General features: G+C 44.1%; 22 protein-coding genes. 6 read left to right on the top strand and 16 right to left on the bottom strand.

Features of this window, described 5'->3' with window-relative positions:
- Positions 1-47 precede the first annotated feature (47 nt).
- Entirely contained in the window at positions 48-1574 is a 1527-nt protein-coding gene (gene der / locus FHQ23_RS10800; protein ID WP_139614331.1) for a ribosome biogenesis GTPase Der, read from the top strand.
- A gap of 54 nt (positions 1575-1628) precedes the next feature.
- Entirely contained in the window at positions 1629-2591 is a 963-nt protein-coding gene (locus FHQ23_RS10795; RefSeq protein WP_442805436.1) for an AEC family transporter, read from the top strand.
- Positions 2592-2648: 57 nt separating this feature from the next.
- Here the strand turns inward: FHQ23_RS10795 and FHQ23_RS10790 are convergent, their stop codons facing one another.
- The gene (locus FHQ23_RS10790) at positions 2649-3200 is read right to left on the bottom strand and encodes an NAD(P)H nitroreductase (RefSeq protein WP_139614329.1); all 552 of its coding nucleotides are present in this window, start codon (positions 3198-3200) and stop codon (positions 2649-2651) included.
- A 110-nt stretch (positions 3201-3310) separates the two neighbouring features.
- On the opposite strand from FHQ23_RS10790, the gene sppA reads away from it, so the two are divergent.
- Complete coding sequence (gene sppA / locus FHQ23_RS10785) at positions 3311-5176, top strand: signal peptide peptidase SppA (protein WP_139614328.1); 1866 nt, start codon at positions 3311-3313, stop codon at positions 5174-5176.
- Between the two features lie 71 nt (positions 5177-5247).
- On the opposite strand, the gene trxA is transcribed toward sppA, so the two are convergent.
- Together trxA and FHQ23_RS10775 are read right to left on the bottom strand one after the other, a co-directional pair.
- On the bottom strand, positions 5248-5574 hold the full coding sequence (gene trxA, locus FHQ23_RS10780; protein WP_139614327.1) for a thioredoxin: 327 nt from the start codon (positions 5572-5574) through the stop codon (positions 5248-5250).
- A 180-nt stretch (positions 5575-5754) separates the two neighbouring features.
- Complete coding sequence (locus FHQ23_RS10775) at positions 5755-6747, bottom strand: 2-hydroxyacid dehydrogenase (protein ID WP_139614346.1); 993 nt, start codon at positions 6745-6747, stop codon at positions 5755-5757.
- A gap of 157 nt (positions 6748-6904) precedes the next feature.
- On the opposite strand from FHQ23_RS10775, the gene FHQ23_RS10770 reads away from it, so the two are divergent.
- Positions 6905-7144 (top strand): putative hemolysin, encoded by a 240-nt coding sequence (locus FHQ23_RS10770; RefSeq protein ID WP_139614326.1) that lies wholly within the window; start codon positions 6905-6907, stop codon positions 7142-7144.
- A gap of 115 nt (positions 7145-7259) precedes the next feature.
- Here the strand turns inward: FHQ23_RS10770 and FHQ23_RS10765 are convergent, their stop codons facing one another.
- The 5 genes from FHQ23_RS10765 to guaB all read right to left on the bottom strand — a co-directional run bounded on the left by FHQ23_RS10765 (position 7260) and on the right by guaB (position 12993).
- The gene (locus FHQ23_RS10765; RefSeq protein WP_139614325.1) at positions 7260-7718 is read right to left on the bottom strand and encodes a type II toxin-antitoxin system YafO family toxin; all 459 of its coding nucleotides are present in this window, start codon (positions 7716-7718) and stop codon (positions 7260-7262) included.
- Complete coding sequence (locus FHQ23_RS10760; RefSeq protein ID WP_139614324.1) at positions 7718-8224, bottom strand: hypothetical protein; 507 nt, start codon at positions 8222-8224, stop codon at positions 7718-7720. The genes FHQ23_RS10765 and FHQ23_RS10760 overlap by 1 nt, the downstream gene beginning before the upstream one ends.
- Before the next feature lie 571 nt (positions 8225-8795).
- Positions 8796-10370, bottom strand: coding sequence for a glutamine-hydrolyzing GMP synthase (gene guaA, locus FHQ23_RS10755; RefSeq protein WP_139614323.1), 1575 nt, complete (start codon positions 10368-10370; stop codon positions 8796-8798).
- 138 nt (positions 10371-10508) lie between these two features.
- Positions 10509-11411: a DUF4299 family protein gene (locus FHQ23_RS10750; protein ID WP_139614322.1), complete on the bottom strand. Its 903-nt coding sequence runs from the start codon at positions 11409-11411 to the stop codon at positions 10509-10511.
- A 118-nt stretch (positions 11412-11529) separates the two neighbouring features.
- The gene (gene guaB / locus FHQ23_RS10745; protein ID WP_139614321.1) at positions 11530-12993 is read right to left on the bottom strand and encodes an IMP dehydrogenase; all 1464 of its coding nucleotides are present in this window, start codon (positions 12991-12993) and stop codon (positions 11530-11532) included.
- A 202-nt stretch (positions 12994-13195) separates the two neighbouring features.
- On the opposite strand from guaB, the gene FHQ23_RS10740 reads away from it, so the two are divergent.
- Positions 13196-14305: a pyridoxal phosphate-dependent aminotransferase gene (locus FHQ23_RS10740; protein WP_267963697.1), complete on the top strand. Its 1110-nt coding sequence runs from the start codon at positions 13196-13198 to the stop codon at positions 14303-14305.
- A 22-nt stretch (positions 14306-14327) separates the two neighbouring features.
- Here the strand turns inward: FHQ23_RS10740 and nadS are convergent, their stop codons facing one another.
- The 7 genes from nadS to FHQ23_RS10705 all read right to left on the bottom strand — a co-directional run bounded on the left by nadS (position 14328) and on the right by FHQ23_RS10705 (position 19750).
- Entirely contained in the window at positions 14328-14624 is a 297-nt protein-coding gene (nadS, locus tag FHQ23_RS10735) for a NadS family protein (protein WP_139614319.1), read from the bottom strand.
- 2 nt (positions 14625-14626) lie between these two features.
- Positions 14627-14971, bottom strand: a complete 345-nt coding sequence (locus tag FHQ23_RS10730) for a hypothetical protein (RefSeq protein ID WP_267963696.1) — start codon at positions 14969-14971, stop codon at positions 14627-14629.
- A 271-nt stretch (positions 14972-15242) separates the two neighbouring features.
- Positions 15243-15803, bottom strand: coding sequence for a cytochrome b (locus FHQ23_RS10725; protein ID WP_267963695.1), 561 nt, complete (start codon positions 15801-15803; stop codon positions 15243-15245).
- Between the two features lie 119 nt (positions 15804-15922).
- Positions 15923-17269: an exodeoxyribonuclease VII large subunit gene (gene xseA, locus FHQ23_RS10720; RefSeq protein WP_139614318.1), complete on the bottom strand. Its 1347-nt coding sequence runs from the start codon at positions 17267-17269 to the stop codon at positions 15923-15925.
- A 427-nt stretch (positions 17270-17696) separates the two neighbouring features.
- Positions 17697-18911 carry a ribosomal protein uL16 3-hydroxylase gene (locus FHQ23_RS10715; RefSeq protein WP_139614317.1) on the bottom strand — a complete coding sequence of 405 codons (1215 nt, stop codon included), beginning with the start codon at positions 18909-18911 and terminating at the stop codon, positions 17697-17699.
- A gap of 4 nt (positions 18912-18915) precedes the next feature.
- Positions 18916-19323 (bottom strand): RnfH family protein, encoded by a 408-nt coding sequence (locus FHQ23_RS10710; RefSeq protein ID WP_176552309.1) that lies wholly within the window; start codon positions 19321-19323, stop codon positions 18916-18918.
- Positions 19316-19750 carry a type II toxin-antitoxin system RatA family toxin gene (locus FHQ23_RS10705; RefSeq protein ID WP_139614316.1) on the bottom strand — a complete coding sequence of 145 codons (435 nt, stop codon included), beginning with the start codon at positions 19748-19750 and terminating at the stop codon, positions 19316-19318. The genes FHQ23_RS10710 and FHQ23_RS10705 overlap by 8 nt, the downstream gene beginning before the upstream one ends.
- Positions 19751-19985: 235 nt before the next feature.
- On the opposite strand from FHQ23_RS10705, the gene FHQ23_RS10700 reads away from it, so the two are divergent.
- Complete coding sequence (locus FHQ23_RS10700) at positions 19986-20645, top strand: hypothetical protein (protein WP_139614315.1); 660 nt, start codon at positions 19986-19988, stop codon at positions 20643-20645.
- 63 nt (positions 20646-20708) lie between these two features.
- Here the strand turns inward: FHQ23_RS10700 and FHQ23_RS10695 are convergent, their stop codons facing one another.
- Entirely contained in the window at positions 20709-21131 is a 423-nt protein-coding gene (locus FHQ23_RS10695) for a type II toxin-antitoxin system HicB family antitoxin (protein ID WP_139614314.1), read from the bottom strand.
- Between the last annotated feature and the right edge of the window lie 214 nt (positions 21132-21345).

The raw sequence follows: 21345 nt of genomic DNA, 5'->3' as shown, positions 1-21345 counted from the left end.
CACCCCATAATAAAAATGACGACAGCTTTCGTCCATCGAGGTTTTATATGACTCCTGTAGTTGCCCTAGTCGGGCGCCCTAACGTAGGCAAATCCACTCTGTTCAACCGCTTGACCCGCACGCGTGATGCATTGGTCGCCGATTTTCCCGGACTGACTCGCGATCGCAAATATGGCCATGCGCATATTGCTGGGCATGATTTTATTGTGATCGACACCGGCGGTATCGACGGCACGGAAGAAGGTGTGGAAGAGAAAATGGCGGAACAGTCGCTGTTGGCAATTGAAGAAGCCGATGTGGTGCTGTTTATGGTGGATGCCCGTGCCGGCTTAACGCCGCCGGATATCGGCATTGCCAATTATCTGCGCCAGCGGGAAAAAACAACGGTGGTGGTTGCCAACAAAACCGATGGTATTGATGCCGATTCACACTGTGCTGAATTTTATCAATTGGGTTTGGGTGAAATTGCGCAAATCGCTGCGGCACAAGGACGTGGCGTCAACAACTTAATCGAAGATGTGCTGGCGCCATTTGCCGAGCAATTACAGCAATCTGAAAATGAGCAGCAGCATCAAAGTGCGGTTGAGGATCAGGAATGGGATCAGGATTTTGACTTCAATAATGAAGAAGATACCGCACTTTTAGATCAAGTGCTGGCAGAAGAGCAAAATGACGAAACCGCAACACAAGATCTGCATAAAAATATCAAAATTGCGATTGTCGGGCGCCCAAATGTCGGTAAATCGACTTTAACCAATCGCATTTTAGGCGAAGATCGGGTGGTGGTTTACGACTTGCCCGGTACCACGCGCGACAGTATCTATATTCCGATGGAGCGTGACGGTCAACAATATACTATTATCGACACTGCCGGAGTGCGCAAACGTGGTAAAGTCACGCTTGCAGTAGAAAAGTTTTCGGTGATCAAAACCCTGCAAGCAATTCAAGATGCCAATGTGGTGCTGCTGACCATTGACGCCCGTGAAGGCATTTCCGATCAAGATTTGTCGCTGCTCGGCTTTATTCTGAATGCCGGACGTTCGCTGGTGATTGTGGTCAATAAATGGGACGGCTTAAGCCAAGATGCCAAGGATCAGATCAAATCTGAGTTGGATCGCCGTCTGGACTTCATTGATTTTGCACGAATTCATTTTATTTCCGCCCTGCACGGCAGCGGTGTCGGCAATCTGTTTGAATCGGTACAAGAGGCTTATCAATGTGCCACCAAGCGTTTCTCCACTTCGATGTTGACTCGCATTTTGCAAATGGCGACCGACGAACACCAGCCGCCGCTTGCTTCCGGCAGACGAATTAAGCTGAAATATGCCCACCCAGGCGGGCATAACCCGCCGATTATTGTGATTCACGGCAATCAGTTGGACAAACTTGCCGACTCTTACAAACGCTATTTATCCAACTACTATCGCCGTAGTTTGAAAATTATCGGTACTCCTATTCGGATTCAATTCCAAGAAGGCAGTAATCCATTTGCCGGACGGCGCAACAGCTTGACACCGAACCAACTGCGCAAACGTAAACGCTTGATGAAATTTATCAAAAAAGCGAAAAAATAGTCACTGCCCCGCCCTTAAACGGGCGGTTTTGGCACACTATCACTAGATGGGAACATGATGGAAAGTGGATTTGTCGCCTCAATGTTATTTTCGGCAAGTGTAACCCTGCCGAATATTTTAATGCTGATCTTGGGTATCTATCTGAAAAAAATCGGCATGATCAATGAGCATTTCAGCAATCAAGGCTCAAAGCTGGTGTTTAACATCACCCTGCCGGCGCTGCTTTTCCTCAGCATCATCAAAAACCCAACCGATTACGGCTCGCAGCTCAGCGTGGTCAGCATCGGTATTTTGGGTACGTTAATCCTGTTTATCTTGGCAGAACTGTTTGCCGCCCGTTATATCAACGACAAAAAAGAGCGCGGCACATTTGTGCAAGGCGTGTTCCGTGCCAACAGCGGCATCATCGGCTTATCACTCTGTGCCAATGCTTACGGTTCTGCCGGCTTGGCAATTGCTTCGGTTTATACTGCAATTATCACGTTGCTGTTTAACGTGCTGGCGGTGATCACTCTTAGTCGTTCTTTAGCAGAAGGTGGAAAAACCAATTTTATCTATATTTTCAAACAGTTGATTAAAAATCCGCTGATTTTATCGATTATTGCCGCATTAATTTTCACCCATTTAGGTTTCAGCCTGCCACAGACGCTGATCAGCACCGCTGATTATCTGGCGGATATGACATTACCGCTGGCACTGCTTTGCGCCGGTGCTAGTTTGAATCTGAGAAATATGGACGCTTCCTCACAAGTGGCGATCTGGTCGAGTATCGGGCGAGTGTTGCTTGCGCCGCTGATGATGGTATTGATTGGACGAGCCTTTGGTTTGCAGGGAATTGATCTCGGTGTTATTTTTCTGATGTCTGCCACGCCAGCAGCGGCAGCCAGTTATGCGATGGTCAGGAGTATGGGCGGCTATGCCAAAACCGCCGCCAATATTATTGGCATCACCACCTTCGCAGCCATGTTCGGTTCATCGATCGGGATTGTGATTCTGAAACAATTGAATTGGATGTAATTCATTTGTCTATTGCAAAAGTGCGGTTCAGCGCTGTTCCATAAAAAATTCCGCAAACTAAAGATAGCTGACATACGGCGATACATCATGGATTTTGGCTTTTTCCAATTTTTGTTCCGCAGTACCTAACATCAGTAACGCAATCACTTTATCCTGTGCTTCACAGCCGAACGCTTGGCGCAATTCCGTGCCGTCAATCCAAGGGCCGCTGACCCAAACATTGTCAAATCCCTGTGCATTGGCAGCAAGCTGCATCGCATAAGTGGCGCAGCCTGCCGTCAACATTTGTTCCCAGCCCGGCACTTTGCCAATCTCATTATTAATTTTAGCGATCACCGCGATAATCATCGGCGCGCGATGGCTGACATCTGTGGCTTTTTTCTTACGCTCTTCGCCCAAATTCAGCTCTTCGACCGCACTTTGCAGCAATTGCTCCAACACATCTTGCCCCTGCTTTTCAATGATCACAAAACGATAAGGCGTCAAGCGACCATGATCCGGCGCATGCAATGCCGCTTGCAGAATATTGTCCAACTGTTCGCCCTGCGGTGCTGGCGCAACTAATTTTTTATTTGAACGACGACTTAGCAATAATTCCAACGCATCCATCTTGATCTCCTTTATCCACTCAATTCTTTGCTTCATTCGGTAAAAATTATTGCTACAATATATACCATTTTCATTTAATTAAGAATTATTCTTTTTTTAAGGAGATCCGAATGAGGGCTTTGGCAAGACTGATTAAATTGCTGTGGCGCGGACTTTGCTTTGTCCGTGACTTAGTGATCAATGTCTTTTTTATTCTGTTTGTACTACTCTGTTTTAGCTTGGTCGGCATATTTCTACACTCCTCAAGCACCACACCAACCATTAAAGAGGGCGCATTATTACTAAACTTAGACGGCTATCTTGCCGACAACCGCCCAGAAAGTAGCTTATTAGACGCCTTACGTGAATTTGACCAGCGCCAGATTCCGCAGCAAATCTCAACTTTCGATGTGGTTGATGTTATCCAGCACGCTGCCGTTGACGATAAAATCCAAGGTATTGTGCTGGATTTGAACTATTTTGAAGGCGGTGATATCCCATCACTACAATTTATCGGGCAGGCACTCACCGAGTTTAAAGCACAAAATAAACCGATCTATGCGATCTCCTCTCGCTACTCGCAAGCGCAATACCTGCTGGCAAGTTATGCTGATGAAATTTATATCAATCAGCTGGGTGATGTCAGTATTTTTGGCTTGACTCAAAATAGCTTGTATTTCAAATCATTAATCGACAAATTAGAGATTACGCCACATATTTTCCGGGTCGGAACCTACAAATCCGCGGTGGAGCCTTTTCTGCGCAATGATATGTCTACGGAAGCTAAAGCCAACAACCGCCTTTGGGTGGAGCAAATGTGGAATAACTATTTAGCTCTGGTTGCCAAAAACCGTGGGATTGAACAAAGTGCGGTATCGCCTACGCCACAAACATTTTTGCAGCAACTGAAAGCCCTAAACGGCGACGGCACTGAATATGCTAAACAACGCGGCTTGGTTAATGCCGTGATGAATAACGGCAACATCAGCCACAAACTTAGCGATATTTTTGGTTTTAATTCTGATCGCAGCGACTACCAATACACTCTGTTTAGCGATTATCTGGCAACGCTACCTGATCGTAGCAGTGATCCGGCGACTGGCAAAATTGCCGTGGTCAATGTCGAGGGTGAGATTATCGATGGTGTCAGCACAGATACTTCAGTCGGGGGCGACAGTATTGCCGCCTTGCTGGAAAATGCTATGCGTGACCGCCTTGTCAAAGCTGTTATTTTGCGAATTAATTCTCCCGGTGGCAGCATGGTGGCTTCCGAAGTGATCCGCCAAAAATTAGTTGAACTACGCCAACAAGGTATTCCGGTAGTCGTCTCCATGGGTGGTTTGGCTGCATCTGGTGGCTATTGGATTGCAACCGAATCCGACCATATTGTTGCCAATCCAAACACCTTGACCGGTTCAATCGGCGTTTTCTCAGCATTTTTCACGCTGGAAAATACTTTAAATAACTGGGGAATTAACAGTGACGGCGTCAGTACCGGTCCGCTAGCCGAACAGAATCTGGCACAGAATTTATCGCCAGAATTAAGTCAATACTTCCAGCTAGGCGTCGAACACGGCTATGATAAATTTTTGCAGATTGTTGCCGACAGCCGCAAATTAACGAAAACGCAGGTGGATGAAATTGCACAAGGGCGAATTTGGCTAGGACAAGACGCCTTAAAAAACAAATTGGTCGATGAATTGGGGGATTTTGACAGTGCGATTGATACCGCTTTAAAACTGGTGAATGAACGTCGTTCTGCAGGCAGTGCGGAAATCGATTCTCTTCCGTTACAATGGTTTGTCGATGAACAGCCGGATTTAATCAGCCGTTTCTTGAACCGTAGTCAAAGCAAGATACAAAGTGCGGTATTGTCGCTTTTCGGGGTGACGCCACAGCAAGTGAAACCTATAAAAAGCCAATTAGGCTTGCTAAAACATTTCAATGATCCGAAAGGACAATATATCTATTGTCTGGACTGTGGCATCAACTACTAAAACAGCACAATCCATAAAAAATCCCCTTAGATCAAACGAACTAAGGGGATTGCTGAAGAATCGTTGATTAATTAAGCGATAGACTTCTCAATCAACGCAATTAATTGATTCTTTGGTAACGCACCGACTTGAGTCGCCACTGCTTTTGCTTCTTTAAAGATCACTAAGGTTGGAATGCTACGCACGCCAAATTTTGCTGCAACTTGCTGACTTTCATCAACATTGATCTTCACCACTTTCACTTTTCCGTCCAATTCCGCGGCAATATCATCCAGAATCGGGGCGATCATTTTACAAGGACCGCACCATGGCGCCCAAAAATCCAAAACAACCGGCAGGTTGGATTGTAAAACATCTTGTTCAAAACTGGCATCAGTGGCATGTACTACTTCACTCATTGTATTTTCCTTAGGTTAACTGTTTATACTATTTACTTGACTATTTCAGTACGGTATAAGATAAGCGCTTCTGTGCGGATTTTCAAGGCATATCCTAAAATAATCCTATCGCTTTTACCGATTTATATCATCTGATTCTGCTATTTTACGCCCATCTCAACTATCTGGCATGCTAAATAATCAACTTTTTACTTCATTTGGGCTTTCAATATTTCTGACTAAGTCGGCAATATTATGCAGTGTCACTTCGGCAATACTGGTCAGCGCCTCTTCGGTTAAAAACGCTTGGTGTCCGGTCATCAACACATTGTGTGACGCGGCTAACAGCGAGAAGGTATCGTCCAGAATCACTTCATTCGATTTGTCTTCAAAGAACAAATCACGCTCATTTTCATACACATCAATCCCTAAACCACGAATTTTACGGCTCTTTAAGGCTTGCAGGGCATCGGTGGTATTAATCAACGAACCACGACTGGTATTCACAATCAACACGCCGTCTCGCATTTTGGCAAAAGCCTCTTTATCTAACAGATGATGATTCTCAGCCGTTGCCGGACAATGCAAGGTGATCACCTGTGACTGGGCATACAACGTATCCAAATCGACATATTCCGCCCCCAACTCAACCGCCGCCGGGTTGAGAAAGGGATCATAAGTCAGAATATTCATGCCGAAGCCTTTCAGAATTCGCATCACCGCGACTCCAATTTTTCCGCTGCCGATCACCCCGGCAGTACGCCCGTGCATATTAAAGCCTATCAACCCTTCCAACGAAAAATTGGCATCACGAGTACGGTTATAGGCTTTATTAATCCGACGATTCAAGGCCAACATCAACCCGACCGTATGCTCCGCCACTGCTTCCGGCGAATAGGCTGGCACACGCACCACTTTCAAACCAAACTCTTTCGCCGCCTGCAAATCAACATTATTAAAACCAGCACAACGCAGTGCCACAAATTTAACCCCAATTTGCGCCAATTTCTGCAACACATGACGATCAGCAATATCGTTGACAAAAATACAGACTGCATCTGCTCCTTCCGCCATTTTAGCGGTGCGATCGTTGAGTAAGAAGTCATAAAATTCCAGCTCAAAACCATATTTAACATTGACCAGTTCAAAATAGTTTTTATCATATTTTTTGGTGCTATAAACCACGACCTTCATCATATTCTCCCAGATAGAAAAACCGCACTCAATGTAACAAACTTTGATAAATTCAACAATAGTTGAATTTGAGTGTACGATATTTAAACCGTTATTTTGTGTTATTATACGCCCAATCATTATCTTTGAGCTATTATTGTAAGAAAACGGAGTAAAAATGAAAAAACGTATCCTAGCCCTTTCCACCAGTGCGATGCTTACCGCTTGCACAGCCGAGCACAACGAAACGCCCGCTATCGGTATGCCCAATCCTGCTTCTGAATATTGCGTGCAGCAAGGCGGTAAACTGGAAATGAAACAAGATAAAGACGGTAACCAATATGCTCTCTGTCATTTACCGGACGGACGTGTGATCGAAGAATGGGAATTGTTTAGAAGCCAAAAACAGCAATCATAAAAAAGCCTCGAAATTCGAGGCTAATTTATTGGTTGTAAAGGTTATTTATACTCAATCATATATAGTAATCCACTAATTAAACAACCCCGAATAAGTTGTTTTTCATTTCCCCATATCAAGGGGTTAATTTTATTGTTTTTGCCACGTTATTTTGACTTAAATAGTGCGGTTGTTCGAGTAATTCAGTTCTTCTCCTACAATGAAACTGTTCCGCTTTGTCAATAAACGCCGTCAATAGCGAATCTATTTTGGCGTGCGCTTCCGGCGTCACAATGCCAAGGAGTTGAAAGCAATCTTCACAGAAAAAATGCTGGGTATAAACCACAAAATTATCACTGGTTCGGCGTGAGCCATTACGCTGCCAAGACTTCAAATTCCAATCACTTTGATACAGGGCAATATGCAACTTATGCAACTGGCTTTCAACGGCTTTCGGGTTTAACTCAAATCCACCGTAATGCCCAAGAAAATCAGGATAACGCCCAGTATCGTGAAATAATGCAACACCAATCGCAATTTTTTCAATGTGGGGAATATTGACTAAATCAGAATGTAAGAAGATGTGTGCTGACATCAACTCACACCATACTGCTGATTCACAGCTTGATTCATTTCCTGCACATCTTGCTCCGTCAAAGAAATATCATCAAACTGCGCAATTTCAACGCCGTATAACCGTTCTTGAACTTGAAGCAAGTACATTTTGAATTGTGTCCTTGCTGCGGAAAATGCACGAAATTCTGAGGTGAATTGCGTATAAATTTCGTCTTCATAACGTTGCGTCAGAATATAAAACCCTAAATCAAGTGATTGTTTGATGAACAAGAGATGTTCAAACTCATCTTGATCAATTCGCTTTAATTTTGCTTTCACCGTCAGATTCATTTTTTGCATTGAGGCAACAAGCCGATTAACCGCCGAAAAAACATCAACACTCCGCCCCTGCGTTGAACTCAAACTACTGATTTGTTCAACCGATGTAGAAACTTCTTGATAAAGCGCAGCATTCGCACCGCCCAGCACGCCAAGACCTGCCAAGAGTGTTACTGCTGTGTTCTTAAATTTTTTCATCGCCATCATCAGTTCTCTATTGTTGCTAAAATTGACATCCTCTCCGCCTAAAGTCGGGAAATTACTACTGCTGACGACTATTGTCGTTCACTTCATAGACGCTACGGGCATGTCCTGCCCTGGAGGATGGCGTTTTGCAGCATGTTTGATAAAAAACACCGCCAATGCGATGCTTGCTTATGAAATTAATATTTTTATTTCGTTTCATTATAAATTTTATTTGCCATCACAGCAAAGAAAATGCCAATAAGAGCAAAGATTGCTAAACCTAATGTGATGTTCATTTTGCATTCTCCTTTTTTATGGCTAATTTTCTGAATAGCAGCTCGCCCAAAAGACAAGTATAAACACCTGCCAGTAAAAATGCCGAATTAACTATTTTCAAATACATAGGATCTTTGCCATACAGCATAACAAGTGTTACCAGAATTGCAACTTTCCCAATATCATCCAACATTTCAGACTGCTGACAAACCCACTAATTTTTTACGGTTAGTTGGTTTGTCGATAATCTTAAAGCCTGTATTACAGGCTTTAAGATGGGTTTTGAAATGCTATGAACTGCTGAAATAATGGAATATTATTCCCACTCGATCGTCGCAGGCGGTTTACCACTGATATCATACACCACGCGCGAAATGCCGCTCACTTCATTGATGATACGATTGGAGATTTTACCAAGCAAATCATACGGCAAGTGCGCCCAATGAGCGGTCATGAAATCAATGGTTTCCACGGCGCGAATCGAGACAACCCAATCATATTTGCGCCCGTCGCCCATCACGCCAACCGATTTCACTGGCAGGAACACGGTGAAAGCTTGGCTGACTTTGTGATACCAATCGGCGTTGTGCAACTCTTCGATAAAAATCGCATCGGCACGGCGCAGAATATCGCAATACTCTTTTTTCACTTCGCCCAACACCCGCACGCCTAAGCCCGGCCCTGGGAATGGGTGACGGTATAGCATTTCATATGGTAACCCCAGAGCCAAACCAATTTTACGTACTTCGTCTTTAAACAGCTCTTTTAATGGCTCAACCAAACCCAACTTCATATAATCCGGCAAGCCACCAACATTATGGTGTGATTTAATCACATGTGCTTTGCCGGTTTTTGAGGCGGCGGATTCGATCACATCGGGATAAATCGTGCCTTGTGCCAACCATTTCACATTGGCTTGTTTATGCGATTCTTCGTCAAACACGTCAACAAACACTTTGCCGATCACTTTACGTTTGGCTTCCGGATCAGCGACACCTGCCAACTCATTTAAAAAACGATCTTCGGCATTGACATGGATAATATTCAGCCCGAATTTATCGCCGAACATCTCCATCACTTGCTCCGCTTCGTGCAAACGCAGCAAACCGTTATCGACAAACACGCAATGTAAATTTTTGCCAATCGCACGGTGCAATAAAAGTGCGGTCACTGACGAATCCACGCCGCCAGACAAGCCCAAGATCACTTCGTCATCGCCCACTTGCGCTTTAATGCGTGCCACGGCATCTTCGATAATATTTTCTGCCGTCCAGCGGTTTTCACAGCCGCAAATCTTCAGGACGAAATTTTGCAATAGTGCCAGACCGCTCTTGGTGTGGGTGACTTCCGGGTGGAATTGCACACCATAGAAACGGCGGTTTTCGTCCGACATCGCCGCAATCGGGCAGGTGGGTGTGATGGCGGTGATTTGGAAATCTTGCGGCAGGCGAGTCACTTTGTCACCGTGGCTCATCCAGACATCCAGCTGCGCTTGTCCACTGTTAGACAAACTATCTTGTAAATTAGCAAACAAACTGTCCGCCGCTTGCAATTCCACAGAAGCATAACCAAATTCACGGTGATCAGAATTTTCAGTCAAACCGCCCAACTGCATTGCCATGGTTTGCATGCCATAGCAAATACCCAGCACCGGTACGCCGGCGTTAAACACATACGCTGGCGCACGCGGGCTGTTATCTTCGGTGGTGCTTTCCGGACCACCGGAAAGAATAATCCCGCTAGGATTAAAATCACGAATATCCTGCTCAGAAACATCCCAAGCCCACAATTCGCAATAAACTCCGATTTCACGCACCCGACGGGCAATCAGTTGGGTATATTGCGAACCGAAGTCCAGAATTAAAATTTTATGTTGGTGAATGTTGTTCATGTTTTCCCTTTGAGTTAAAAATTGGATTTATTCCGCAAACGATGGTAATTGAGCGAATAGCAACTTAGTGTGTCTAACATTCGAATTGGATAAAGAGTGTCGAGCGTCACATTCAATCCGTTGCATCATGCCAAAATGTTATGTCAGTAAATTTCCCAACTCCTGTTTTGTCATTCCGTCAACAAGAATATATTTATCATCAATATGACGGTATTTATTTTTTGGTAGTCGCTTAATGAAATCAAAATAATTGAGTTCCCCCAGCATAGAATACGTTTCAGCATCATCGGCATCTTCAAAAACAACCAATGTTATCAGCCACTGACTAATTTCTTCATCTTTGATAAAGTGTAAATTACTAAATTCTACTGAGGGTTCGTAAGGCAGAATAGTTTCAGTTTGTTGCGTCAAGCTATAAGCAGCGATGATTTGTTGGTCATCATCTTTTTGATAAAAACGCTGCTTGGCAAAATAGGCATCCAAATATTGGTTTTCATAAAAAATATCTTCGAACACTTGAATTCTATCATCTGCATTTTTTAGTTTTTCAACCATATCAGAGCTAAAGGAAACAGGATGATTGATACCGAAAATAGTATAGCCTTTATATTCAGGATTGATTAAGTTTTTGATGCCGAAAAGAATATCGTTTTCGTAATTATAGCTGATATTATCCGCTGAATAACAAATGCCTTCTTCATCAACAACCTTGGTATTTAAATGCTCTGCTAAAGTTTGGATAAAATTGATGGCAATTTTCCAATCGGTTCTTGTGCTAGGAGTAAAAACCCGAACGTCATAGCTTGCGGTTTCTATCGAATAAGAGAGTTCAAAAGTGCGGCAACTCTTTCCTTCTTCGCCCAGATGTACACATTCAAATTCATCTAATGGTTTCACCAATAATGCGTCGAATTGATCTTGCTCAGTTGGAAAATCATAAATTGATAAATTATCGACTAATGAGGTGACTTCATCGACTGTCATTATTTTCATCTTTCTAAATAAGGGCTTTTTATTTTTAATCCTGAATGTGCGGCTCATCTTATTTCCTTACTATGCGATATTTACTGTGCGATACTTACTATGCGATAAAAAAAGCGGTTAATAAAAGATGCGGTTGAATGAAGCGCTAAGATAAAATTCAACCGCACTTCAAGCCTTATAGCGAACGATAATTCGGCGCTTCTTTGGTAATCGTGACATCATGCACATGGCTCTCTTTGATACCGGCGCCGCTAATTTTGACGAATTCCGCTTGGGTGCGCAGTTCTTCGATCGTGGCACAGCCGGTTAAGCCCATGCACGAACGCAAGCCGCCCATTTGCTGATGGATAATCTCTTTCAACAGCCCTTTGTATGGAATACGCCCTTCAATCCCTTCCGGCACGAGTTTATCGGCAGCATTATCTGATTGGAAATAGCGATCGGATGAACCTTTGGTCATCGCACCTAATGAACCCATGCCACGATAAGCTTTAAACGCACGGCCTTGATACAGTTCGATTTCGCCCGGCGCTTCTTCCGTGCCTGCCAACATTGATCCCATCATCACGCAAGATGCGCCGGCGGCAATGGCTTTTGCCAAATCACCGGAATACCGAATGCCACCGTCAGCGATCACCGGAATACCACGCCCTTGCAACGCTTCTGCTGCATCAGCGATTGCGGTGATTTGCGGCACGCCAACACCGGTTACAATACGTGTAGTACAAATTGATCCCGGTCCAATCCCAACTTTGACCGCACTTGCTCCAGCATCCGCCAACGCAATCGCACCGGCTGCGGTTGCGACGTTGCCCGCCACAATCGCTAGTTCAGGATATTTGGCACGGGTTTCACGCACCCGTTGCAACACACCTTCGGAATGGCCGTGCGAGGAATCAATCAACAGCACATCAACGCCGGCTTCTACCAACGCCTCAATTCGGCTTTCATTACCTGGTGCGGCACCAACGGCTGCCCCGACTCGCAAGCGGCCAAATTTGTCTTTACAGGCATTCGGTTTACTTTCGGCTTTTTGGTAATCTTTAAGGGTGATCATACCAACCAGCTTAAATGCATCGTTGACCACCAACACTTTTTCAATCCGATGAGCGTGCATTAACGAAAACGCCTCTTCACGCGGCTCATTTTCTTTCACTGTCACCAACCGCTCTTTCGTCGTCATCACCGACGTCACCGGACGATCCAAGTCGGTCACAAAACGCACATCTCGCCCGGTGACAATTCCGACCAATTCGCCATTTTCAGTGGTGACCGGATAGCCAGCAAAGCCATTCTTTTTGCTTAATACGGCCAAATCACGCAAACTCATGTCTGGGCGCACTGTGATCGGATCGCTCACAATCCCGCTTTCAAATTTTTTCACACGGCGCACGCGATCCGCTTGGCGTTCGATGCTCATGTTTTTATGGATAAAACCGATACCGCCCTCTTGCGCAAGGGAGATCGCCAATTTTGCTTCGGTGACGGTGTCCATCGCCGCCGATAAAACCGGAATATTTAAGCGGATGTCTTTGGTCAAATAAGTGGATAAATCTGCGGTATTAGGCAACACAGTGGAATGGGCAGGAAGCAATAAAACATCATCGAAGGTTAAGGCTTCTTTCACGACTCTTAGCATGGCAATATCTCTCTGATTGGAAAGTTGAAGTAAAAATATTGCGCTCGGATTATACAGATCTTCATTTGAGTTGTGAATTTTTTCTTTCGCTTTTTTCCGCTGCTATTTTTTCGTACATTGGGCTTGAGCTCCTGCCGTGATTGCCGTAGCATGGCAACAATTTTTTATTGACAAGCAAGGATAGATGATGCGGTATGACAAAATGAGTGCATTTATTGTAATGGATATTGTGCGTGAAGCAGGGAAATACCCAAATGCTATTCATTTTGAAATCGGGCAACCCGATTTGCCGCCGTCACCTAAGGTGAAAGCCGCATTACAAAGTGCGGTCGAAGATAACCGTTTCAGCTACACCGAAAGTTTAGGCTTATATGCGCTGCGTGAGAAAATTTGCCAATATTATCGCACCACTTATCAAATCGACATCGCCCCGGAACGTGTGCTGCTCACACCGGGCACCAGCGGCGCTTTTTTGATTGCTTATGCGTTGACGCTGGCAGACGGCGATAAACTGGGTTTAACCGATCCTGCTTATCCGTGCTACAAAAATTTTGCCCACATGATGGAAGTCGAACCGCACTTTATAGCGGTTGATAAAAGCAGTTGCTATCAATTAACTGTCGCACAACTGCAAGCGCAAGCTGAAAAAATCCGCGCCTTGCAGATTTCTTCCCCTGCCAATCCGACTGGTAATATTTACAGCGCTGAAAATTTGCAAGCCTTAAATGAATATTGCCGTCAGCATGAAATCGCGTTTATTTCCGACGAACTGTATCACGGCTTAGTCTATGAAGAACAAGCCGCCACCGCACTGCAATTCAATCCTGATGCGTATGTGATCAACGGTTTTTCCAAATATTTCTGCATGCCCGGTGCGCGCTTAGGCTGGATTATCGTGCCGCAACACAAAGTGCGGGAAGCGGAAATTATTGCACAGAATATCTTTATCTGTGCACCGACCTTGAGCCAATACGGCGCATTAGAAGCGTTTGATCATGGGTATTTAACCCAAATCCAAAGCACGTTCCGTGAACGACGGGACTATCTATATAACGAACTCAAACAGCTTTTTACCATCGAATTTAAACCGCAAGGGGCGTTTTATCTGTGGGCGGACGTATCGCATTACACCGATGACAGTTATCGCTTCGCCAAAGAAATGCTGGCTGAGATCCAAGTGGCCGCCACCCCAGGCATCGACTTCGGCACAAATGGCACAAAGCACTACCTGCGTTTTGCCTACACCCGTGAGATTGCCCATATGCGCGAAGGCGTGGAACGATTGAAAGGTTGGTTGCGAAGCCGAGCTTGAGGCATTTGCTAAAATAGCGCGGTTATAATGCTTTTAAGGTTTCAAACAGTTGTGGTTGACGCTCAAGCATAATCAACAGCTTGAGTGCCGGACCATTTGGAATCCGGCGATTCAACTCCCATGATTGCACCAAAGAAAGACTAACGCCTAGCATTTGAGCAAACTCCTGCTGTTTTAACCGCTGAGCTATTCGCAAATTTTTTACATCGGGAATTTTTACCGTGTGAATATATTCTTCTGCAACGTTCAACTCGCCTGTTTCAATTGCGATCATTTGCTCTACGCTGGTTTTTAAACGCTCGAAAAAATGCGCTTTCATGGTTATTTTTCCTCTTTTAATTGTGCAGTAAGTTGCTTTAATATCCACTTTTCTGACATAGTCAAATTTTGTTTTGCACTTTTAGGATACATCATCAATAGATACAACCGCTCTTTCGGCATCAGCAGATAATAAATAATCCGCACACCAGCACTTTTCCCTCTATGGTTATCTCTCAGCTTCCAGCGAATTTCTCGACACCCACCTGTCTGAGGCATAATATCGCCGAGATCATAATGCTCCAGCAAATACTCTTGAAATTGCCGATATTCATCTTCCGATAGCAAAGCTTTTCGATCTTCAGTAAAAATCGGGGTTTCAATAAACGTTAAGAATTTTTCTGCCACGATAGCGATTTCCAATTAAATTTATAATACTCGTACCAAGTACGAAAATCAATAATTCCCTCTCTGTTTCAGTGAAAGCATAAAAGTAAAAATAATGAGGAAAATGTTTTCAATATTTTCCTGCGATCCAAATCGCAATAATTAGGATCTTTTATTGGAAAAATATGAGGAGTGGTGCGATCTCTGACAGATACGCAAGCAAAATGCGGTGAAATCTATTCTTAAGAAAATAATCAGGGCGGCAATTGCCGCCCGTCAGGTGATGTGATGATTATTGGTTTTTAAAACCCAGCATCCGTTTTAAGGTATTGTTTTTATCAATAATATGGTGTTTCAATGCGCCAGCAACATGCAACAAAATCGCTGCCAGCATAATTGGCAGCAGGCTTTCGTGAACTTCACCGGCAATACTCGCCAAGTCTGGATTTAACATTTGGCGCTGACCGTCCACCAGATTCGCCGACACGAGATCTAAACCAAATATCTGCAGTCCATGTCCGCCACCGATAGAGAAAAGCATGCCGGAAATCGGGAATGCCAATGTGCCTAAAATCAACACCCAATGCACTAATTTTGCCAAAGCCTCTTCCCAGTTTTTGTGTTGCGCAACGGGTTGCGGCCAGCCGTTTTTCCAGCGCCATAACACACGGATCACAATAAAGAAAAAGATAAAAATGCCCAAAGATTTATGGGTTGGGTACAAATCATAACGGCTGGTTTCGGTCATATAAACCCCTAAGGTCATCAAACCAAGGATAAAAAAGGCAATTAGCCAATGCAGTGAGAGAGTGATATGCGACAGGCGCTCACGTGTATCTTTCATTTTTGACATACTATGTTCCTGTGAGTAAATATTGCTATAAATAACGTAAAAGCGATTAGCGGGCGACTATTATAGTGAGTTTGCGATTAAAACATAGCAAAAATTAGTTAAAATTTGCTTAAGCGCCACTATGCGTCCGATGTATCCGGCGAAATGTCAATCACGCGGCTCACCACTGCGCCACGGCTGAAACGAGTGGTGATGTTGTCACCCAAACACAACTGACGGCTGTCGACAATTGCCTTGCCTTGTGCATTTTGGCTGATCGAATACCCGCGCGCCAACACATTCAACGGGCTTAAACTGTTCAGCTTGGCACAAACGCCGGAAAATTGGTACTGTTTAACACTCATATTCTTTTCAATCGCGGTTGCTAACCGCACTTTCCATTGTTGCAAATGCTGCTGCCGTTGTCCGATAGGGTAACGCAATGGATTTTGCTGTAGTCGCTGCTGTAAATTGGCGTGACGATTAATGTTGCGATCCAGCTGTTTAGTCAGCGCTTGTTTTAAACGCCAGAGCAATTGTGCGCTTTGCTGGCGCTGAAATGCCAATTGTTTGCTTGGATGCTGGTTGGCAAGGCGTAGTCTTAAGCGTTCCAACCGTTGTTGTTGGCAACTGTACAAACGGTCAAACGCCATTTCCAAATGTTGTAGGCTATATTGTAAGCGTTGCAGCAATTCTTTATGATCTCGGCTAACCATCTCCGCTGCTGCTGACGGCGTTGGTGCACGTAGATCAGCCACAAAATCAGCGATAGTGACATCGGTTTCATGCCCGACGGCACTGATAATCGGGATCTGTGAGGCAAAAATCGCCCTTGCCACCGTTTCTTCGTTAAAACACCACAAATCTTCCAGCGAACCGCCGCCACGCCCGACAATCAGCACATCCGCTTCTTGGCGGATATTTGCCAGTTCGATCATTTGGACAATCTCCGCTGTGGCATCTTTGCCTTGCACTTGCGTCGGGTAGATCACCACTTCCAAACTGGGATCGCGCCGTTGCAGCACCTGCAAAATATCTTGCAGCGCCGCACCACTTTTTGAGGTGACGATGCCAATCCGGCGATTAAAGTGCGGTATCGGTTTTTTGAGTTGTTGTGCAAACAAGCCTTCAGCAGCTAGCTTTTGTTTCAGTTGTTCAAATTGTTGCTGTAATAAGCCGTCACCGGCGGGCTGCATGCTGTCGATGATCAGTTGGTAATCACCACGCGGTTCATATAAGCTGACTGTTCCACGCACCAGCACTTGCATGCCATTCTGCGGACGAAAACCGACGCGACTGTTTTTCATGCGGAACATAGCACAGCGCAGTTGCGCATTTTCATCTTTGAGGCTGAGATACCAATGCCCGGACACCGGTTGGCTGAAGTTGGAAATCTCCCCGGTCAGCCAAATATGCCCAAGCTGCCCTTCGAGCAACAAGCGTGCGGTTTGATTGAGTTGACTGACGGAGTAGATGGTGTTTTGCATGGGATTACCGTTATTATATGATTATTTTCGTATTTTTATCTTTTATCTTTTATCTTAAGTTAACTATCGGATTTCGCCGATGGCGACTTACTTTTCTTTGCTTCGCCAAAGAAAAGTAAGTCAAAGAAAGGCGACCCCAGTTGTAGTGCGACTCTTCGCCTTTGCTAATTTCTACGGTCAATTTGTAAACTTGCCTGCTACGCAGGCTTCGAACACAACAAATTGACCTTGAAATCTTCACGCAAACGCTCAGGCACTACAGATGGGGAATTTAAAACCAAACGCACCTCACTTTCATTTTTCTTTCTATTTTTAAAATCTCATACTTTGCGTCGTATTTTTCTGCTTCCCTTGTGAACCACCTTAGAGGGTGTAAAATTTAAAAGAAAGTCACCGCAAAGCGAAATAACAGTAGCAATAAATAAACCTACTCCCCCAACACCAACCAACCGTTTTCCAACCAACTGCACAGCGAATCTAACAACACTTCCTCTGCCATTTCATCATCTAAATCCGTGACATAACCTTGCAACGTTTGCCAATCCAACACCGCACCGTTAGCGAGATCTTTTAATACCGCACTTTCCAGTTCGCTTAACTCGTCTAACCACTCGCCATTGACGTACAATGCAAACGGTTGTTCGGTGTAAAGCATTTTACTGTTGCTGTCCTGCTGAATGGTCGCACCGTCTTGCAACATTTCGCTCAATTCTTCAGGATAAAATTCATCGTCCGATTGCAATAATTCATAACGACGGCTGCTGACCGCAGTTGCCACTGCGTGTTGAAATAGTCGATCAAATTCTGCTGACTGGCTCAAATGATCCAGCAATTGCTGTTTCATATTCTGCACCATTGCCGGATCCAATTGCGCCAATGGCTGAGTATTTGGCGACAAACGCAGCGGAATATTCAATGCTGCCGGGCTAAAGTGCGGTGTCGGGTGACAGATCGCATCATTGATATTGTCAATCAAATCGCCCAAATTCGGATATCGCAACCCGAACGACACGGTTAAACAGTCGTCCTGCGCCACACCGTAATGCGACAAACGCGACGGCACATACAGCACATCGCCCGGCGCCATCACTTCATCCAGCAACAAATCGCCCATCTCATCGAAAATCCGAATCGGCTGATTGGGTTTAAATTCGGTGCTCGGATCGCACCATTTGCCCAATTGCCAACGGCGATGTCCGTAAGCCTGCACTAAAAATACATCGTATTCATCATAATGCCGCCCGACCGAGCCGCCTTGCGGCGCATACGACACCATAATATCGTCACGCTGCCATTGCGGAATAAAACCAAATGCTTGCCATAATTCGCCTAACTCCGGTGACCACTGTTCCAAATTTTGCACCAGCACCGACCACTGCGGCGGCAATTTGCTAAAATCTTTTTTATTTAATGGGCTGGTTTTCAGTGTCCACCGCTCTTCACCCTGCGGATCTTGTTCGGTTTTCAATAAGCGTGCCGTCACATCATCCTGCTGTGCCAAGTCAATAATATCTTGCGGCTCAAGCAAGCCAACGATTTGCGGCAAGCCGTTTTTGATCAACAGGGGCTTTTTCTGCCAATATTCAGTGAGAAACTGCTCGGCACTGATTTCATTCGGAAGACAATAGGCGATTTTTGACATAAGGTTATCCTTTTAATTTAGGGTCTGTTGACATTTCTTTTTTAGCCAGCGCTTTGGCTTCGGCACGTTGTTGTTTTTCTTGCGCCTTTTGCGCTTCTAATTCTTGTTTTTGCTGCTCGGCACGCTTGCGACGAATCTCTTTCGGATCAGCCAGCAACGGACGGTAAATTTCAATTCGATCGCCATCTTGCAACACATCGGTCAATTTTGCCAAACGACTGAAGATACCAACGGTATTGCTGCGCAGATCAATCTCTTTATATTGCTCCAAAATTCCCGATTGTAGAATCGCATTTTGGATAATCGTGCCCGGTTCAACCTGATAACTTTGCAAAAAATAACTGTTTGGCAGTGCATACGCAATTTGAATCGTCATTTTGTCTGCTGTGTCTACTGTCGTTTGTTCAGACATCGTACACCTCTTTGGCGCGTTGTTTAAACGCCTCAATCATCTTCATCGTCAGCTGTTCAAAAATTTTGCCGAATACCGCACTAATTAATAGACTGGAGAACTCAAAATCCAATTTTAACCGAATATAGCAAGAGCCTTCATCAATCGCCTCAAAACGCCAATAGCCTTGCAAGAAACGGAACGGCCCTTCCACCAATGTCATATTGATTTGTTGATTTGGCTGCATGGTATTGCGGGTGGTAAATTGTTGGCTAATTCCGGCTTTACAGATCACCAACTGCGCCGTCAATTCGTTTTCATTGCTAACCAATGTTTGGCTGGCAACACAGCCCGGCAGAAATTCCGGATATTGTTCGTAATTATTAACCAATTGATACATCTGCGTTGCGCTGTAACCCACCAACGCCGATTGATTAACGGACGGCATGAGATTCCTACTTATAGCAAAAAATAATCTGCGTAATATACGCTATGGCGTGGGGAAGATCAAACCAGGCACTGCCTATCTAAAAAATAACCATCGCTAATTTAATCGGTTCAAAAACCACTTTTTCTTTTAAGATTAACAAATTAATAATAAAAGCATCGTTGCGCTTGACATCCCCCCCCCCCCTTTAAAGTAGGATAACAAAACTGTTTATTTTCTTCTTTAAGGGATCATTATGCAACAAAATAAATCACAACAAATCCTAAAAATGCTCAACCAAGTTAATTGGGTTTATCGTATCCTATTTTGGGTTATTATTGCTTTCTTTGGTTTAATTGTGGTCGAGAATTTTATCCAAGGTCTGACCAATGGCATTATTACCTTAATCATCTCTATTTTTGTCGCCTTGTTCTTAATTAAACTGGTTTTCGGTATTATCAATTTAACCTATGCCAATCTACAATATACTCGTTGTCTGAAATTAATGAATGAACAGCTTAGAGAATCCGGCATTTCCACCACCTTATCGCAGCAATCAAAAGTGCCACCTAGCCTTTTTGCCATTGATACCGCCAACAAATTACTATTTATCAATAACCAACAAACTGATTATGAGCCGCTTATCTTCAATAAAGAAAAATTAATTTCAGCAAAAGTGGAGCGGGAATCAACTGTTCACACCACGACGAAGCATAAAGGTAATGTTGCGGTATTTGGCTCATCATTTGGTTATAACTTCGGCAGCAAATCAACCTCCACCAGCCATATTACTGAAACTGCTTTTTTAGAATTGCAATATTTAACCGAGCAAAAAACCAGTTTTACTCTTGTTATTCCCTATGGTGGCAACCGCCGTGGCGCAGAAGAAGCATTGAATACTATCCAGCAATTCTAAAATGGTATCGCTAACAAGGGGAATAAATTTCCTTCTGTTAGCGATAAATGACGCTGTTATCCATTATAACAAACTAACACTTAAATTAAGCTTCTTGCCTAAAGCTGAAAATGCACGTCCGATCGTGTCAATTTTGGTGTTGTGGTTTAAATTTGTGATCCGCTGCATTTCCTGCGGTTTTACTTTAATACGCCTTGCCAATTCCACATTACTAATATTTTGTGCGATCATTTCATTTAACAGTAACACTTTTGCCGCCACACTGAGCGGCAATTCAATCAGATATTCTCCCTCCTGTAACGCACTTGGTGAAGGCACAGCACGATGATCTTCAAAATAGAAATCCATTGCAGTCAATAACGCATCTTTTGCCATAAAAAATGCATCGTCCAAATCATCACCGCAAGTAATCGCTTCGGGAATATCACGAAAAGTGACATTATAACCGTCACCCTCTTTATCAAATTTTGCCGGATAGAACATCATTACCTCTTACCGATTAACAGCCTACAAAAATTTATATTACTTAGGGTCTATTGATCTTTGTTTATATTTTAAACTCAATCCGCAGGACTATGACGCTTTTTCGCCATTACTTTTTGCTACTACAGCGGCGTTAAAAGTCGTTCGTTTAGAATTACTAAACCTCACAATTTTTGCCTTATTTATTTGCAAAAAGAGTTGCGAAAAATAGTCTATA

Origin of the sequence: Testudinibacter crocodili (genome assembly GCF_006228025.1) — a bacterium.
GTDB lineage: Bacteria > Pseudomonadota > Gammaproteobacteria > Enterobacterales > Pasteurellaceae > Chelonobacter.
This window is presented reverse-complemented; position numbering and strand designations above follow the sequence as displayed.

Bases quoted from the DNA above. Each gene is read 5' to 3' on its own strand.
- der (WP_139614331.1), top strand. From the start codon at position 48: ATGACTCCTGTAGTTGCCCTAGTCGGGCGCCCTAACGTAGGCAAATCC.
- FHQ23_RS10795 (WP_442805436.1), top strand. From the start codon at position 1,629: ATGATGGAAAGTGGATTTGTCGCCTCAATGTTATTTTCGGCAAGTGTA.
- FHQ23_RS10790 (WP_139614329.1), bottom strand. From the start codon at position 3,200: ATGGATGCGTTGGAATTATTGCTAAGTCGTCGTTCAAATAAAAAATTA.
- sppA (WP_139614328.1), top strand. From the start codon at position 3,311: ATGAGGGCTTTGGCAAGACTGATTAAATTGCTGTGGCGCGGACTTTGC.
- trxA (WP_139614327.1), bottom strand. From the start codon at position 5,574: ATGAGTGAAGTAGTACATGCCACTGATGCCAGTTTTGAACAAGATGTT.
- FHQ23_RS10775 (WP_139614346.1), bottom strand. From the start codon at position 6,747: ATGAAGGTCGTGGTTTATAGCACCAAAAAATATGATAAAAACTATTTT.
- FHQ23_RS10770 (WP_139614326.1), top strand. From the start codon at position 6,905: ATGAAAAAACGTATCCTAGCCCTTTCCACCAGTGCGATGCTTACCGCT.
- FHQ23_RS10765 (WP_139614325.1), bottom strand. From the start codon at position 7,718: ATGTCAGCACACATCTTCTTACATTCTGATTTAGTCAATATTCCCCAC.
- FHQ23_RS10760 (WP_139614324.1), bottom strand. From the start codon at position 8,224: ATGATGGCGATGAAAAAATTTAAGAACACAGCAGTAACACTCTTGGCA.
- guaA (WP_139614323.1), bottom strand. From the start codon at position 10,370: ATGAACAACATTCACCAACATAAAATTTTAATTCTGGACTTCGGTTCG.
- FHQ23_RS10750 (WP_139614322.1), bottom strand. From the start codon at position 11,411: ATGAGCCGCACATTCAGGATTAAAAATAAAAAGCCCTTATTTAGAAAG.
- guaB (WP_139614321.1), bottom strand. From the start codon at position 12,993: ATGCTAAGAGTCGTGAAAGAAGCCTTAACCTTCGATGATGTTTTATTG.
- FHQ23_RS10740 (WP_267963697.1), top strand. From the start codon at position 13,196: ATGAGTGCATTTATTGTAATGGATATTGTGCGTGAAGCAGGGAAATAC.
- nadS (WP_139614319.1), bottom strand. From the start codon at position 14,624: ATGAAAGCGCATTTTTTCGAGCGTTTAAAAACCAGCGTAGAGCAAATG.
- FHQ23_RS10725 (WP_267963695.1), bottom strand. From the start codon at position 15,803: ATGTCAAAAATGAAAGATACACGTGAGCGCCTGTCGCATATCACTCTC.
- xseA (WP_139614318.1), bottom strand. From the start codon at position 17,269: ATGCAAAACACCATCTACTCCGTCAGTCAACTCAATCAAACCGCACGC.
- FHQ23_RS10715 (WP_139614317.1), bottom strand. From the start codon at position 18,911: ATGTCAAAAATCGCCTATTGTCTTCCGAATGAAATCAGTGCCGAGCAG.
- FHQ23_RS10710 (WP_176552309.1), bottom strand. From the start codon at position 19,323: ATGTCTGAACAAACGACAGTAGACACAGCAGACAAAATGACGATTCAA.
- FHQ23_RS10705 (WP_139614316.1), bottom strand. From the start codon at position 19,750: ATGCCGTCCGTTAATCAATCGGCGTTGGTGGGTTACAGCGCAACGCAG.
- FHQ23_RS10700 (WP_139614315.1), top strand. From the start codon at position 19,986: ATGCAACAAAATAAATCACAACAAATCCTAAAAATGCTCAACCAAGTT.
- FHQ23_RS10695 (WP_139614314.1), bottom strand. From the start codon at position 21,131: ATGATGTTCTATCCGGCAAAATTTGATAAAGAGGGTGACGGTTATAAT.